The following is a 14,390-nucleotide window of genomic DNA, read 5'->3' as shown; positions in this document are numbered from 1 at the left end:
TGATAGAAACGCCCGATGCTAATCTTTCGCGAGGAATGCGCCAGCTGAATGGGGTGTATACCCAAAGTTACAACTATCGCCACCATCGAGTGGGTCATGTGTTTCAGGGTCGCTATAAAGCAATACACGTTGAAAAGGAGTCGTACTTGCTTGAGCTATCGCGTTACATCGTTTTAAATCCAGTTCGAGCGCATATGGTAAGTTCGGCTCAGGAGTGGCGATGGAGCAGTTACCGAGCGACGGTCGGGTTAATTGGCAGCGATAACTGGCTGAACTCAGAATGGTTGTTGGCGGGCTTCGGTGCGACCAAACGGCAGGCTATTAACCGCTATAAACGTTTTGTAGCCGAGGGTAAGGCCCAGCCATCCCCATGGTGTGGCCTCAAAAACCAAGTCTACCTTGGCGGCGAGGAGTTTATTTCACGACTCGACGCATTAATTGATGGGGACAAAGACCTTTCTGAAATACCTAGCTCACAGCGGCGCGGTGTACCTAAAACACTGAGTCAATATGAGACGCTTGCGGGGAATCGAGCTGATGCAATGGTGCTAGCCTACAAAAGTGGCGGGTATACCTTGAAGGAAATCGGTAGCTATTTTGGTGTACATTATTCGACCGTAAGTCGGGTAATCCGGCGTGCAAAATGCAAGACCCGACCCCACAGACCTTGCTTAGACTGGAGTTTGCAGGAGCTCTATACCATGTTACTTCGCGCGGCGACCGACGTGAGGACATTTACGACGATGATGTGGATCGGCGGCAGTTTCTCGATCTTCTCGGAGAAGTGTGTGTTGGCTATAACTGGGTTTGCCATGCGTATTGTTTGATGAGTAATCACTACCATTTGTTGATAGAAACGCCCGATGCTAATCTTTCGCAAGGTATGCGCCAGCTGAATGGGGTGTATACCCAAAGTTACAATTATCGCCACCACCGAGTGGGTCATGTGTTTCAGGGTCGCTATAAAGCCATACATGTTGAAAAGGAGTCGTACTTGCTTGAGCTATCGCGTTACATCGTTTTAAATCCAGTTCGAGCGCATATGGTAAGTTCGGCTCAGGAGTGGCGATGGAGCAGTTACCGAGCGACGGTCGGGTTAATTGGCAGCGATAACTGGCTGAACTCAGAATGGTTGTTGGCGGGCTTCGGTGCGACCAAACGCCAGGCTATTAACCGCTATAAACGTTTTGTAGTCGAGGGTAAGGCCCAGCCATCCCCATGGTGTGGCCTCAAAAACCAAGTCTATCTTGGCGGCGAGGAGTTTATTTCACGACTCGACGCATTAATTGATGGGGACAAAGACCTTTCTGAAATACCTAGCTCACAGCGGCGCGGTGTACCTAAAACACTGCATCAATATGAGACGCTTGCGGGGAATCGGGCTGATGCAATGGTGCTAGCTTACAAAAGTGGCGGGTATACCTTGAAGGACATCGGTAGCTATTTTGGTGTACATTATTCGACCGTAAGTCGGGTAATCCGGCGTGCAAAATGCAAGACCTGACCCCACAGACCCCTGGGTAAAACTACCCGCAACAGTCACCCATCTGGATTTAGGCAAAGCATTACTGCCGCCCTTGATGCATACGCATCCAAGTGAAGGGGGTCAGGTCTTGCTTTTTGCAGGTTTGCTCGTTAGTTTGAGTTAACAGATCGAAGACAATTTTATTTAGATAAGTAATAAGGGAGCGCAACGATGGCGAGACCACTTAGACTGGAGTTTGCAGGCAAAAATACAGGGCAGGCACGTTAAGACATTAGGCTGTTTAGTGACCTAGATCAAAGGTACGCGGATTTACAGGTTGAGTCTGATAGGCTACAGGACGAAATAGAAGCCGAAGACTGTCGTCAGGCTTATGAAGAGTCAAGAGGTTAAGAGGTATGAAAAAGTTATCTATTTATACGTGTTTGGGAGTCGTTTTAGTATTTGCAGCAACTAGTTTTATGAGTGCTAAAAGTGAATTTTTAAGTTGTGAAGATGTAACAGAGTTGGGTAGTAAGAAAGAAGTTCAAGAGTACGCTATCTCTTGGGTGGATGATTTTTGGAATGATGGGAGAATCGACGAGAGTTTACTTCGCCACACAGTAGGAGTATCGCCAGGGAGGTCCAGGATTAAGGTGCCGGTTGATTGGACAAAAATTGGATTTAGATCACGGTTTTCGAGAGCAAACCTAATAAATCCACTCAGCGAGGATCCATCAGACCAAACGAAAACTCTGGAGCGATTTGACCGTTCCGAAGCAGTGTTTTTTGCTTATAGCTCTGGCCTTGGTTTCTACGTTACTATAAATGATGGGCCTCTAAGCGGAGTTTTGTCCTCTGATTTCTTAACTAAACTAAACTCTCGATTCTACGTTTTGTGTATACCTCGTCGACGATGACGCCAGTAGAAAAACAAGTGAAGTGGGTCAGAGTGAAGCTGTCATAGTTTAACGGACACTGTAAATGAGACGTTAAACGAAGCGCCTACGACAGGCAATTCAAGACCTGTTCAATGTCTTCCCTGTTGGTATAAATATGCGGTGACAACCGCACACCATGCTCGCGTTCGTCAAACAGGATATCAGCCTTTTGCATATTGGATACGAAACTGCTTTGCTGGTTTGGTTTGATCACCAGTGTGCCGCCGCAGTGTTGCGGGTTACTGGGCGAGACCAGTTGTTCGCTCGGTAGTTGGTCGATAAGCAATTGTCTTAATACAACGTTGTGCTGGCGAATGGTTTCGATGCCAATCTTTGTGAGTAGTTCTATACTGTGAGTTGCCGCTATGTAGGGCATAACCGATGGTGTGCCGCCCCAGAAACGATTGCTGTTGTCGGCGTATTCAAAATGATTGATATCGAACTCGAAAGGATCCTTATGTGAGAACCAGCCAAGGTCATGCGGCTTGAGTTGTGTAATTAGGTTTTGATCGACCCAGAGGTATCCGGCACCGGGTCCGCCGCACAGCCATTTAATGCATGACCCGACCACGATATCCGCATGCCACTGTGCTAGATCAATGGGTACGATGCCAGCTGATTGTGCAACATCGACAATTGAAAGCGCGCCGCGACTTCGCGCAAGCTGGCTAATCGCCTCGACGTCAACTTGCGTATTGGTGTTGTAATGCACGTGAGTAATAAACACCGAGTGTACGTCGTCGGTAATGGCGTTGCGCCAAGTTTCTAGGTCGAGCGGGTTAGCATGTTTGTCGATAACTTTGACTTTATAGCCCAAGTGTTCAGCTTGTTGCAGCACAAACCCAGCCGATGGAAAATCGTTCGCGTTCATCACAATCGTGTTGCGGCCAGGTTTTGTGGGCAAACTGGTGATGACTTTATTCAAGCCGCTGGAAACGTTTGACTGCGGACAAAACTCATCTGCTGATGCATTGAACAAATTCGCGAGGGCCTGCTTGAACCTCTCGATTTGAGTTAACCATTGCGGCCATATGTCTTCTTGACCGGATTGCCATGGAGCAAAAAATTGGGTCTGGCAATGTTCGACTGTGGTGATTGGCATTTTGCCTATTGAATGAGCCAGTAGGTAAATACCGTTGCTTGGTGTGAATAGACCAGCGTGGTTTGTTGAGCTAGCCATGTTTTACCACCGAACGAAGTTTTTGTAGGTCATTGAATCGAGTCGATAAGCCTTCAACGTTGGCTGCCGTGCGTAAATCGCATAGTTTTTTTAGGCCTTTTAGCATGACGTCGAGCGGAGGGCCGCTAGCCGTTAGATCCGACTGTTTTTCAAGGCCGTCACGTGCGGCTGGTAGCTCGATAAACTTTTTAATCAGTAGTTCATGGTGCTGCAGCGCTGTTTGGCCGTGTAGTTCACAGACTTGCAGGAACGCTTCGGCGTTACGTTGAAACCAGTCGTCTTGAGTGGCATTGTCGTCTACCTCGAGAAATCCATCTAGCAAGCTTTTACGACGCATACAGTCACGTAGTGCGAGTTGATCGTCTGGCCGCATAAAGAGAAATTTATCCACCAGCAATTGGGAGTAGTAAGGGTCGTCGGCCCGACATAACCCCAGTAAAAGATCGATCACATTGATGCCGGCAAAGTCACCGGCGTTAGCCCCGCGGTATTCGTGTAAGCCTACTCGATGGGTTTTATAGTATGGTCGTACACAATAAAAGAATTGGTCGATGTCGAGCTTTTCAAATAGCGCATTATTGTTGCTGATTACTGTTTTCAGGTCATGCTGAGCGGCTACCAGTAAGTCGTGGGTAACTGGGTGTGACACGCCTAATGGTAGGCAATGCAGTAACGCTTCAGAGGCGCGAATAAAGGCAAACACACCACGAGTGTTGTACTCTAAAAACAAGTGCTCGTCAGGCAAGTTAGTGAATGACTTATACTCGCCATTAATGGCGCGGTTATGTGTTTCTAGATGCGCTGACGCGAAACGCGGTATAACGCCTAAGGACGCACCAAGTTGCATGGCTAACGCAGACGCATCAGTTAATGGTGATTTATGTTCGCGTGACGGCTCGGTCAGGTCGTGACGTCGGCAGGCTGCCATAAAAAAACCAACATTGCCGAGTAGGTCAAAGCCATTGTCGAAGCCTTCGTCGGTATTGCCTTCACGCAGTAGCGCGGTGATATGTTGATTGCCTTCGCGCAGCAATTGTTGCTTTAGCGCGTCACCAACATCAGTGACTGAGTCCTTGCAGCCAGCCTCACGGTAAGCGAGCTCTAATTCTGTGTTGATGTGTTTGAAGTCTTGTCTAATCCAGTGATCAAAGTGTCGAGAATTTGGTGTGCGCATGGTCTACCCATCGGTGAGTGTCTGCGCGCATAATAGCAGGCGTTTCGCTGACTGACAGCTCATTTGTCCAAGGGCTGAGGTTCAGCAACGCTAATTTTAGCGCTATCATTCACCGGCATAAGGTATTCTGTAGGAATCTAATAACTCTAACTTTAATGACCATGCACTTAACTAAACTATTGCTGCTCCCGATGCTCGGTTTAGCGGCATGTGCCACGACTGAAAATACTGATATGCCCGAATTTGACCGTTTAAAGCAACTATCTGAGGAAGCGCCACAAGCGCCTCAAGTTCCGTTTGAAGCCGAATATCATGGCCGCACGTTGACCGACCATTATCATTGGCTTAAGGATGAAGATTATCCCGAAGTGAACGACGCGCCGATATTGGACTATTTGAATGCTGAGAATGCGTACTACCAGACTTTTTTAGAGCCACATAGGGGATTGGTTAACACCGTATTTGAAGAGTTCAAGGGGCGTACTGACGAACAAGAAACCTCGGTTCCGTATGTTGATAATGGCTATGAATATCAATGGTTCTACCGACCGGGCGAGGAATATCGTACGCGTAGCCGCAAGCACCTAGAGACTGGTGAGGAAGCGGTTTTCCTTGATGAGACGGCACTGGCCGAGGGGCATGATTACTTTGTGCTTGGTGGCTGGGAGATCAGTCCGAATAACCGTTATTTGGCGTACTCTTTTGATACCGCTGGTGACGAACGATATCAGGTGCGGGTCAAGGACCTACAAACTGGCAATTATCTTGATGATACGCTTGAAGATGTACAAGGTGGAATCACATTTAGTGCCGATGGAAATTCGTTAGTTTATGCGTTGCTGGAGCAAGATAAGTGGTTAGCCAAGAACATTAAGGTACACAAAATCGGTACGCCACAAAATGCTGATACAACTTTGTACCATGAGCAAGATGATGGCTTTTTTATCGACTTCGGAAAGACTAGCAGCAAGGAGTTTATGATAATTGCGTCGTCGCAAGGCGAAGTGCAAGAAACCTATGTACTGCCGGCGGACCTTTCATCTGATCCGCTGCTAATGGTGTCGCGCGAGGCTGGTTTCACGCATTCAGTAGATCATGCGCATGGTTACTTCTACATATTGGCCAACGATACGCATAAGAATTTTCGACTTGCTAAAGTGAGCGACACCGCGCCCGCACATGTTAATTGGCAGACGTTGCAAGAGGGCAGCGACGACGTATACCTATTGAGCATTCAGACGTTTAACGACTTTATGGCGATTAAGTCGCGTGATTTGGGCTTAGAGAAAATTCACGTACAGGGCTATAGCGGCGGTCATACCGAGGTGCGGTTTCCAGAGACAGTATTTGCGGCCTCCATCGGTGTTAACCCAGAGTTTAAACAGTCGCATTTACGCATTAATTATGAGTCGATGATTACGCCGGAGACGGTATTTGACTATGACCTTAAGGCTAATACGTTAACTAGCCGTAAGGTGCAGAAAATCCCATCGGGCTACGATAAGTCGATGTACGAGACTGAGCGTGTGATGATTACTGCACGTGATGGCGCGCAAGTGCCGGTCTCGTTGGTGTACAAGAAAGGGCTTAAGAAAGATGGTTCTCAGCCTATGTGGTTGTATGGTTATGGTGCCTATTCGGCCACGATTACGCCAAATTTCTCAACCGGTCGACTTAGTGCATTAGATCGTGGCTTTGTGTATGCCATAGCGCATGTGCGCGGCGGTTCGATGATGGGCTACAACTGGTATTTAGACGGCAAGCTGGAGCATCGCGCTAATACCTTTAATGACTTTGTCGATGTCGCACGAGGATTAATAGCCGCGGGTTACACCTCGGCCGGGAATATATCGGCGTCGGGGCGCAGCGCAGGTGGCGAACTGATGGGCGCAGTTACTATTCAAGCACCTGAATTATGGCGTTCGGTTAACCTTGGTGTACCGTTCGTGGATGTGCTGAACACTATGTTAGATGCCACGCTACCATTGACTCCGCCTGAGTGGAAAGAGTGGGGCAATCCTATCGAGAGCGTAGAGGATTACGACTTAATCGCAAGCTATTCACCGTATGACAACATCGCTGAAGTTGAATACCCGCCGATGTTTGTTAGTGGTGGACTGAATGATCCACGCGTAACGTATTGGGAGCCCGCTAAGTGGACCGCGCGCATGCGTGAATTAAAAACGGATGATAATCTGTTAGTTATGCGCATTAATATGGGCGCAGGTCACTTCTCTAACAGTGGTCGATACGGGCGATTAAAAGATTACGCTGAGGAGTATGCGTTTATGTTTTTGGCGCACGGTATCACTGAATAAGCCAGTGCTAGGCCATTCGTTTAACGGCGGTTGGACGATAGTGCGAACTGTACTCGCGATTGCAGTGTAGGGAGCACGTCCGCGGTAAACCAAGGGTTTTTTGCCAACCAAATATTGTTTCTGGGGCTCGGATGCGGCAGTGGCATAATGCCGTTCGGTTGTGAACGCCATTGTCGCACGGTATCGGTGAGCGACTGGTTTTTGCTAGCAGGTAGATGCCAGTGTTGAGCGTATTGACCAATTAGTAAAGTGAGTTGAATGTTGCCTAGCTTATCTAGCAGTGCTTCGCGCCACTTGTCAGCGCAGCGTTTAGGCGGTGCTAAGTCACCGGTTTTGCCTCTGCCGGGATAGCAAAAGGCCATCGGTACAATAGCGACATGGCGTGGGTTATAGAATGTGTCTCGATCTATGCCCATCCAGTCGCGTAGGCGTTCGCCACTAGGGTCGTCGAACGGGATGCCTGAAGCGTGTACAGCACTGCCAGGTGCCTGCCCGGCGATGAGTATGCTGGCCTTGGCGTCGACTTGAATGATTGGTCGCGCTGAATGTGACCAATCAGATTCGCAGGCGGTACAAGCGCGAATCTGATCAACCAGCCGTGCGAGTGGGTCAGAACTTACCAAACAGATTCCAACCAAAACCAATCGATACGCCCAAGTAAATGCTACAGATTACTAGGCCGATGCCCCATACATACATCCACATTTGTTTGCCTTTGCGACCCATGATGGTGAGTGCAATGCCAATTAAGACGCCCAATACAGAGGTCAGCAAAAGCATGTCGTTACTGGCATTAACTGCCATCATTTCAGGTGGTATTTCGCCTTCTTTGTATCGCATGTTGCCTACTCTGGATCCTTAACGCGCATGGTACAAAACTCTTCAGCGGTGCTCGGATGAATGCCGACCGTAGAATCAAAGTCGGCTTTCTTGGCGCCAGCTTTAACGGCGATAGCGATGCCTTGCATAACTTCAGCGGCTTCCGGGCCAACCATATGGGCACCGACAACCGCATCGGTATCGGCGTCAACAATTAGCTTCATTAGAATGCGTTCTTGATTGTCGGTCAAGGTGTGTTTTAACGACCTGAATTCTGAGGTGTAGGTGTCGATGTTGGCGAACATTTCTCGCGCGTGTTCTTCGCTAAATCCGACTGAGCCGATTGGTGGTTGTGAGAACACCGCCGAAGGCACATAAGTATGATCAGCGAGGCGCGGTTTATTGCCAAATACGGTATCGGCAAAAGCATGCCCTTCCATGGTGGCAACCGGCGTCAGAGCGATGCGGTCTGTCACATCGCCTACTGCGTAGATTGTGTCGACGTTGGTTTTGGAATGTTCGTCGACAATAATTTCACCGCGTAAGCCAATTTCCACACCGGCGTTGCCGAGGTTCAGGCTGGCGGTATTTGGGGTACGGCCGGTTGCATACAAAACGCAATCAACGTTTTTCGACGTGCCATCGATAAAGCTCACAAGTTTACTGCCGTCAGCGGCAAGTTCGATGGACTTAATGTTGTTGCTCAGCATCAAATTAATGCCTTTTTTCTGCAACTCTTTAGCCAAGTGATCACGCACGCTGTGGTCGAAGCCACGTAAAATCTGCGTGCCGCGATAGACCAGCGATGTGTCGATACCGAGGCCGTTAAAGATGCCGGCGAATTCGACTGCAATATATCCACCGCCAACTACGACTGCTGATTTTGGTTGCTGTTCTAGGTGGAACACTTCGTTGGAGGTAATAGCATGCTCAATGCCCGATATCTCGGGTAAATACGGGGCTCCGCCAGTCGCGATCAATATCTTTTCGGCTTCTAATTTTTGATCGCCAATCTGAACCGTGTGTTGGTCAACCAAGCTCGCTGTGCCATAGAGTATTTCAACGCCGGCTTTCTCCAATAACTTTTCGTATATCTTATTGAGTCGGTCAATTTCGGTGTCTTTATTACTGATCAGCGTAGACCAGTCAAAACCTTCGATTTTCGTGCTCCAACCATAATGCGCGCTATCGTTGAAATCTTCGTGGTAGTGAGCTGCGTAGACCATCAGTTTTTTTGGTACGCAGCCGCGGATTACGCAGGTGCCGCCATACCGAAACTCTTCACAAATTGCGACTTTCGCGCCATGTCCTGCTGCGATACGAGCCGCTCTGACTCCGCCAGATCCACCGCCAATTACTACTAAATCGTATTTGCTCATTGTTGTTCCTATTGTATTTTTGGTTCCGCATGTCTATCCACACGCTATAAAAAAGGCTCTTTCTTGCGAAAGAGCCTAGTTTGCTCAGTAATGCCTTATGGTATTAGACCTTACGCAGCGATGTGACCTTTCATTTTTTGCATCGCGCGTTTTTCGATCTGACGAATGCGTTCCGCTGAGACATTGTACTCGGCAGCAAGTTCATGCAATGTCGCCTTTTGATCGCTCAACCAGCGACGCTGTAAGATATCCTTACTGCGATCGTCTAGATCTTCGATTGCGGCGTACAGCGACTCGCGGTTATTGTCACTGTTTTCAGTTTTCATGGCCAACTCTTCTGGGTTGTAGCGCATGTCTGGCAAATAGGCCGATGGGCTGGTAGTGAACTCATCATCGTCACTGTCGTTGCCATCAAATGCAACATCGGTCGACGTTAAGCGTATTTCCATATCGCGCACTGTTTTCACCGGCACGTCTAAGCGACTTGCTAAATCTTGAGTTTCTTGTTCAGTCATTGCGCTCAGCGACTTACGTGACTTACGTAAGTTGAAAAAGAGTTTGCGTTGGGCCTTGGTAGTGGCTACTTTCACAATCTTCCAGTTCTTGAGCACGTACTCATAGATTTCAGCTTTGATCCAATGTACTGCGTATGAAACTAGGCGAATGCCGCGCTCAGGGTCAAAGTTCTTAACCGCCTTCATTAGGCCGATATTCCCCTCTTGGATCAAATCAGCGACAGGTAAACCATAACCTGTAAAGCTCTTAGCAACGTGGATCACGTTCCGTAGTTGCGATACAACAAGTTGGCGAGCTGCATCAACATCTTCCTCGTCGCGGAAACGACGGGCCAGTTGAGCTTCTGTTTCAGCCGACAACACCGGTGCACTATTAGCTACTTTTAAAAAGCCGGCTAAGTTGGTGTCCTGAGGTAATGAAACAGGATTAACTGCAATATTGGTTGTTGTCATGTAAATTCTCCTAAACTCTTACGAGTTACTCTTAGCGGCTATCTAGCATTAGATGCCGTATTAGCTAAGATTTTAGCACTCGGGCAATCTGAGTGCTAATAAATTAAATTTCTGTCAAAAGCAAAAACTTTAATAACTAAAAGTTATTAAAGCATCTTTTAACGTTCTTCTTAGGGATATCAGACCGCTTTTCAAGTCAAATGCTTACATTAATCAGTGTATCGCACGTCAGTAGGCTAAATGTTTAGATTGCTTTGCCTATCTTGGTTGTATGTCACGCAGGTGTTGTGCCACTGACCAACGGGCAGCGAGCCAGCCGATTAAACTGCCGCCAAGTACGATTGCAAGCATATCCACCGGTCGTAATTGGTACAGAAGTGCTGAAGACTGATACAGCTCGGCCAGCCGGTTGAGCGGGGCGTCTACGGTTTTGCCGGCAACAAGCAGAAGCACCAGTGTGAGCAAAGCGCCGAAGAGCCCGAACAAGGTGCCATAGTACAAGAATGGCCGTCTGACGAAGGTGTCGGTGCCACCGACCAATTTAGTAATCTCGATTTCATGCCGACGATTAAAAATCAACAATTTGATAGTGTTGCCGATAATTACGATGAGGCCCACTGCAAGTAAGGCGCTAAGTAGTACTGATACCCGAGTAAAGACATTGAGCAGGGCGTTGAATCGGTCAGTCCACTCAAGGTCAAGGCGCACGGTGTCAATTCCGTCAAAGGTATTGAGTTCGTCGCGTAGGGCTAGCAGTTTGTCTGTTTGTGCCGAGCTCTGGTCGGGCATGACTACGATCGACGGCGGTAGTGGATTTTCTCCCAAGAATTCCAGTTCTTGTTCAAGTGATACATCGCTGGCCTGGCTGCTTAAGATGCGAAATTCTTCCAGTGCGCTTTCTGGGCTAATAAACTCGGCCAGTTCTATCGCGGGATGCAATTGTATTTCTTGGAATAAAGCTTGAGCGGTGCTTTCGCTAATGTCTTTTTGCAGAAAAATCGTAATCTGTGGTCGGCCCTGCCAATTGGTGTTTAAGCTCTCAGCGCTCTTGATGGCGATAAATAGCAAGCACGGCAACAGCAGTGCTATGGCAATAATCAATACGGTGTTGATGGAGGCCATCGGGGTACGTCGAATATCGCCAAGCGTGGCGAATAGTACCTGTAAATGCCGAGTCAAATAGGTCAACATTATTGGTTCTCCAACATAGTCTCAGTTGGATTACTGACGGGCTCATTTATCAGCTGGCCATGTGCTAGGTGCAAGGTCCGACTTCCGAGTCGTTCAATTTGGCGTGAATCATGCGTGGCTATGACGACAGTGACGCCGACTTGATTAAAATCAGCAAAAATATCGATGATTTCGTCGGACAGAGCATCGTCAAGATTGCCTGTCGGCTCATCGGCTAGCAATATATTAGGCCGATTGATGACTGCGCGGGCGATGCCAACACGCTGTTGTTCGCCACCGGATAGTGTGATCGGTAGTTGCTTCTCTTTACCCGCCAGTCCGACTTTGCCAAGTGCGGCGCGAACCCGCTTTTGAATTTCGTCATGCGGCATGCCAATCACAATAAGCGGCAGTGCTACATTGTCAAACACTGAACGATCCATCAACAGTTTGTGATCTTGAAATATCACGCCGATGTCGCGCCGTAAGGCTGGGATTTTTCGCTCAGGAAGGCGAACCAGATTTTGTTGGTCAACTAATATCTGCCCCGATGTTGGCTTCTCGATACGCGTGATTAACTTGAATAAGGTGCTCTTGCCAGCGCCGGAGTGACCGGCAACAAATACCATTTCGCCAGGCTTGATGTCGAAGCTGACGTCGTGCAGGGCTTCGTGCCCGTTCGGGTAGCGTTTGGTTACGTGGCTGAGTTTAATCATGCGGTGATTCGGCTCTGGTGACTATGCTTGGTTGAGGTCAGGCACAAGTGCTGCGGCAAAGGCTTCGGCGTCGAAAGCTTGTAAATCGTCAAAGCCTTCGCCAACGCCTAAGTAGCGAATCGGTAATTGGTATTTCTGTGTGATTGAAATCGCCAGTCCGCCTTTGGCTGAACCGTCCAGCTTGGTTAAACAAACGCTGTTCACACCGACCGCTTCTTTAAAGTGGTCGAGCTGAGTCAGTGCATTTTGGCCGGTGCCGGCGTCTAAGATTTGCATGACTTCATGCGGCATAGAAGGGTCTAAGTTAGCCAGTACACGATTGATTTTTTGCAACTGTTCCATCAAGTCTGATTGCGTATGCAACCGGCCTGCGGTGTCAATCATCAGAATGTGTGTGCCTTTTACGATGGCTGATGTTAGAGCGTCGTGGGCAACTGCGGCGGCATCGGCGCCATGGCCTTGCGCGACCACGGGTATATCCAAGCGTCGACCCCATTCCTGAAGCTGTTCAGTAGCCGCCGCGCGAAATGTGTCGGCAGCGGCAAACATAACCGAGCGGCCTTGGTCTTTGAATTGTTTGGCAATCTTGGCAGTTGTGGTGGTCTTACCAACACCATTGACGCCTACCATTAGCATGACGTATGGCCGTTGATGCAATACATTCCATTCTTGTTGGGCCGGTTTGAGCATGGTGGCTATTTCGGCTCGCAAGCCAGCAACAACGCCGTTGGCATCTTGGATTTTGTCTTGCTTTACCCGTTCGCGTAAGCGCTCTACTAACTCGAGGCTGGCTTCGACGCCGATATCGCTGGTAATGAGTACCTCTTCAAGCTCTTCGAATAAGTCGTCATTGAGATCAAATGTTCCTTTGAACACATCGCCGATCTTGCCCAATAAACTTGAGCGACTTTTACTCAGTCCGTCCTCTACCGTAGCAGGGGCTTTCGGTGCGCTTTGCGTCTCGGCTGTTGCCGTATCGGTGCTTTTGGATCGCCCGAAAAAACGCGCAAGACCGGATTTCTTGGCTTCTGGTTTGGTATCGTCACCGTTTTGAGGTGGGTTGGATTCGCTCATTCTCGTTACGTCTGTGGTAAAGTTGGCCAGCTAAAAAGATGGGCCTTGTCATGGGGCTCTATTGTAGGGATTGTCTCAGAAATCACAATGAACAAGCGTGTTAAAACGAACTCCATTCGAATTATCTCAGGTCGCTGGCGTGGGCGTCGCCTACCTGTGCTCGATCACGACGGGCTACGACCAACGACGGACAGGGTCAGAGAGACGTTGTTTAACTGGCTGATGCATGACGTGCCAGCTGCGCGGTGTTTGGATTTATTCGCTGGTAGTGGGGTTCTCGGCCTTGAATGTCTGTCTAGGTCGGCGAAATACGTTCAGTTTGTAGAGTCGGAGCGTCGTGTTGCGGATCAATTGCGGCAGAACCTCACAAAGTTGGATGCAGCGGATGCTGCAACGGTATCAACCGGTGATGCGCTGAATTTCTTGCGAGCGCCCAATCATGAGTGTTTTGATTTGGTGTTTCTGGACCCTCCATTTCAAGCTCACTTGTTACAACCGGCCATTGATTTACTTAATCAGCCGGGCTGGTTGAGTGATGGTGCAATGGTCTATATTGAGCATCATGCGCACGACGATTCGATCGTAATTCCAGAAAATTGGGTGTTGCATCGAAGTGGCAAGGCAGGGCAGAGCCGCTATCATCTATATCGCCACTAAATAAGGTATACTCCGCGCATGAAAAAAATCGCTATTTATCCCGGCACTTTTGACCCGATCACCAATGGTCACCTCGACCTAGTGGCGCGTGCTGAGCAGATATTTGATGAAGTTATAATTGCTGTGTCAGATAACCCTCGTAAAAATCCTCTGTTTAGTACGGCTGAACGGGTGGCAATGGTTGATGAGGCGGTCGAACATATTCCGCATGTGCGCGTAGAGAGTTTCGATGATCTGTTAGTGAACTTTGTTGTGCGTAAAAACGCTAAGTTTGTGATTCGTGGATTGCGCGCGGTTTCTGATTTTGAATATGAGTTTCAGTTGGCCTCTGCGAACCGTCGTTTAAACAGTAATGTTGAGACGATCTTTTTAACTCCGCTGGAGGCGAATTACTTTATTTCGTCGTCTCTGGTGCGTGAGATTTCTTATTACCAAGGTGATATTAGTAGCTTTGTTCCGAGTCATGTCGAGCAGGCAATGCAAGTGAAATGGGCTAATACCGATACTCCCAAGAGTAAAAATTCCTAATTAG

The 14,390-nt window shown here is 48.5% G+C and carries 14 protein-coding genes and 1 pseudogene; 6 read left to right on the top strand and 9 right to left on the bottom strand.

Annotated elements, in window-relative coordinates; translation table 11 throughout:
• Positions 1 to 35 precede the first annotated feature (35 nt).
• From DFR28_RS04065 to DFR28_RS04055, 3 genes and pseudogenes are all read left to right on the top strand, one after another.
• Positions 36 to 596, top strand: a pseudogene (locus DFR28_RS04065) (transposase); the annotation flags it as partial.
• A 47-nt stretch (positions 597 to 643) separates the two neighbouring features.
• Complete coding sequence (locus tag DFR28_RS04060; RefSeq protein WP_113952999.1) at positions 644 to 1,504, top strand: transposase; 861 nt, start codon at positions 644 to 646, stop codon at positions 1,502 to 1,504.
• A 377-nt stretch (positions 1,505 to 1,881) separates the two neighbouring features.
• A complete protein-coding gene (locus DFR28_RS04055) occupies positions 1,882 to 2,382 on the top strand; it encodes a hypothetical protein (protein WP_113952998.1) in 501 nt (166 codons plus the stop codon).
• Positions 2,383 to 2,467: 85 nt separating this feature from the next.
• On the opposite strand, the gene DFR28_RS04050 is transcribed toward DFR28_RS04055, so the two are convergent.
• A complete protein-coding gene (locus tag DFR28_RS04050) occupies positions 2,468 to 3,583 on the bottom strand; it encodes an aminotransferase class V-fold PLP-dependent enzyme (protein WP_113952997.1) in 1,116 nt (371 codons plus the stop codon).
• On the bottom strand, positions 3,576 to 4,757 hold the full coding sequence (locus DFR28_RS04045) for a PrnB family protein (protein ID WP_113952996.1): 1,182 nt from the start codon (positions 4,755 to 4,757) through the stop codon (positions 3,576 to 3,578). Before DFR28_RS04045 ends, DFR28_RS04050 begins: the two co-directional genes overlap by 8 nt.
• A gap of 161 nt (positions 4,758 to 4,918) precedes the next feature.
• Here DFR28_RS04045 and DFR28_RS04040 point away from each other — a divergent pair, with 161 nt between their 5' ends.
• Positions 4,919 to 7,075 (top strand): S9 family peptidase, encoded by a 2,157-nt coding sequence (locus DFR28_RS04040; RefSeq protein WP_113953411.1) that lies wholly within the window; start codon positions 4,919 to 4,921, stop codon positions 7,073 to 7,075.
• A 20-nt stretch (positions 7,076 to 7,095) separates the two neighbouring features.
• On the opposite strand, the gene DFR28_RS04035 is transcribed toward DFR28_RS04040, so the two are convergent.
• The 7 genes from DFR28_RS04035 to ftsY form a co-directional block, all read right to left on the bottom strand.
• Positions 7,096 to 7,698, bottom strand: a complete 603-nt coding sequence (locus tag DFR28_RS04035) for a uracil-DNA glycosylase family protein (RefSeq protein WP_211316849.1) — start codon at positions 7,696 to 7,698, stop codon at positions 7,096 to 7,098.
• A complete protein-coding gene (locus tag DFR28_RS04030) occupies positions 7,685 to 7,915 on the bottom strand; it encodes a hypothetical protein (protein ID WP_113952995.1) in 231 nt (76 codons plus the stop codon). Before DFR28_RS04030 ends, DFR28_RS04035 begins: the two co-directional genes overlap by 14 nt.
• Before the next feature lie 5 nt (positions 7,916 to 7,920).
• Positions 7,921 to 9,273: a glutathione-disulfide reductase gene (gene gor, locus DFR28_RS04025; RefSeq protein WP_113952994.1), complete on the bottom strand. Its 1,353-nt coding sequence runs from the start codon at positions 9,271 to 9,273 to the stop codon at positions 7,921 to 7,923.
• 110 nt (positions 9,274 to 9,383) lie between these two features.
• The gene (gene rpoH / locus DFR28_RS04020) at positions 9,384 to 10,241 is read right to left on the bottom strand and encodes an RNA polymerase sigma factor RpoH (protein ID WP_113952993.1); all 858 of its coding nucleotides are present in this window, start codon (positions 10,239 to 10,241) and stop codon (positions 9,384 to 9,386) included.
• A 258-nt stretch (positions 10,242 to 10,499) separates the two neighbouring features.
• The gene (ftsX, locus tag DFR28_RS04015) at positions 10,500 to 11,432 is read right to left on the bottom strand and encodes a permease-like cell division protein FtsX (protein WP_113952992.1); all 933 of its coding nucleotides are present in this window, start codon (positions 11,430 to 11,432) and stop codon (positions 10,500 to 10,502) included.
• Positions 11,432 to 12,127: a cell division ATP-binding protein FtsE gene (gene ftsE, locus DFR28_RS04010; RefSeq protein ID WP_113952991.1), complete on the bottom strand. Its 696-nt coding sequence runs from the start codon at positions 12,125 to 12,127 to the stop codon at positions 11,432 to 11,434. The genes ftsX and ftsE overlap by 1 nt, the downstream gene beginning before the upstream one ends.
• Positions 12,128 to 12,148: 21 nt before the next feature.
• Positions 12,149 to 13,201 carry a signal recognition particle-docking protein FtsY gene (ftsY, locus tag DFR28_RS04005; protein ID WP_113952990.1) on the bottom strand — a complete coding sequence of 351 codons (1,053 nt, stop codon included), beginning with the start codon at positions 13,199 to 13,201 and terminating at the stop codon, positions 12,149 to 12,151.
• Positions 13,202 to 13,288: 87 nt separating this feature from the next.
• On the opposite strand from ftsY, the gene rsmD reads away from it, so the two are divergent.
• Positions 13,289 to 13,858, top strand: coding sequence for a 16S rRNA (guanine(966)-N(2))-methyltransferase RsmD (rsmD, locus tag DFR28_RS04000; protein WP_113952989.1), 570 nt, complete (start codon positions 13,289 to 13,291; stop codon positions 13,856 to 13,858).
• A gap of 18 nt (positions 13,859 to 13,876) precedes the next feature.
• Positions 13,877 to 14,386, top strand: coding sequence for a pantetheine-phosphate adenylyltransferase (coaD, locus tag DFR28_RS03995; RefSeq protein ID WP_113952988.1), 510 nt, complete (start codon positions 13,877 to 13,879; stop codon positions 14,384 to 14,386).
• Positions 14,387 to 14,390 lie beyond the last annotated feature (4 nt).

The organism is Arenicella xantha (assembly GCF_003315245.1).
GTDB classification, from domain to species: domain Bacteria; phylum Pseudomonadota; class Gammaproteobacteria; order Arenicellales; family Arenicellaceae; genus Arenicella; species Arenicella xantha.
Note: the sequence above shows the minus strand (reverse complement) of the source record. Positions and strands in the feature narration are given on the sequence as shown.

Bases quoted from the DNA above. Each gene is read 5' to 3' on its own strand.
- gor (WP_113952994.1), bottom strand. From the start codon at position 9,273: ATGAGCAAATACGATTTAGTAGTAATTGGCGGTGGATCTGGCGGAGTC.
- DFR28_RS04030 (WP_113952995.1), bottom strand. From the start codon at position 7,915: ATGCGATACAAAGAAGGCGAAATACCACCTGAAATGATGGCAGTTAAT.
- DFR28_RS04055 (WP_113952998.1), top strand. From the start codon at position 1,882: ATGAAAAAGTTATCTATTTATACGTGTTTGGGAGTCGTTTTAGTATTT.
- DFR28_RS04045 (WP_113952996.1), bottom strand. From the start codon at position 4,757: ATGCGCACACCAAATTCTCGACACTTTGATCACTGGATTAGACAAGAC.
- DFR28_RS04040 (WP_113953411.1), top strand. From the start codon at position 4,919: ATGCACTTAACTAAACTATTGCTGCTCCCGATGCTCGGTTTAGCGGCA.
- DFR28_RS04060 (WP_113952999.1), top strand. From the start codon at position 644: ATGCAAGACCCGACCCCACAGACCTTGCTTAGACTGGAGTTTGCAGGA.
- ftsX (WP_113952992.1), bottom strand. From the start codon at position 11,432: ATGTTGACCTATTTGACTCGGCATTTACAGGTACTATTCGCCACGCTT.
- coaD (WP_113952988.1), top strand. From the start codon at position 13,877: ATGAAAAAAATCGCTATTTATCCCGGCACTTTTGACCCGATCACCAAT.
- rsmD (WP_113952989.1), top strand. From the start codon at position 13,289: ATGAACAAGCGTGTTAAAACGAACTCCATTCGAATTATCTCAGGTCGC.
- ftsE (WP_113952991.1), bottom strand. From the start codon at position 12,127: ATGATTAAACTCAGCCACGTAACCAAACGCTACCCGAACGGGCACGAA.
- rpoH (WP_113952993.1), bottom strand. From the start codon at position 10,241: ATGACAACAACCAATATTGCAGTTAATCCTGTTTCATTACCTCAGGAC.
- DFR28_RS04050 (WP_113952997.1), bottom strand. From the start codon at position 3,583: ATGGCTAGCTCAACAAACCACGCTGGTCTATTCACACCAAGCAACGGT.
- ftsY (WP_113952990.1), bottom strand. From the start codon at position 13,201: ATGAGCGAATCCAACCCACCTCAAAACGGTGACGATACCAAACCAGAA.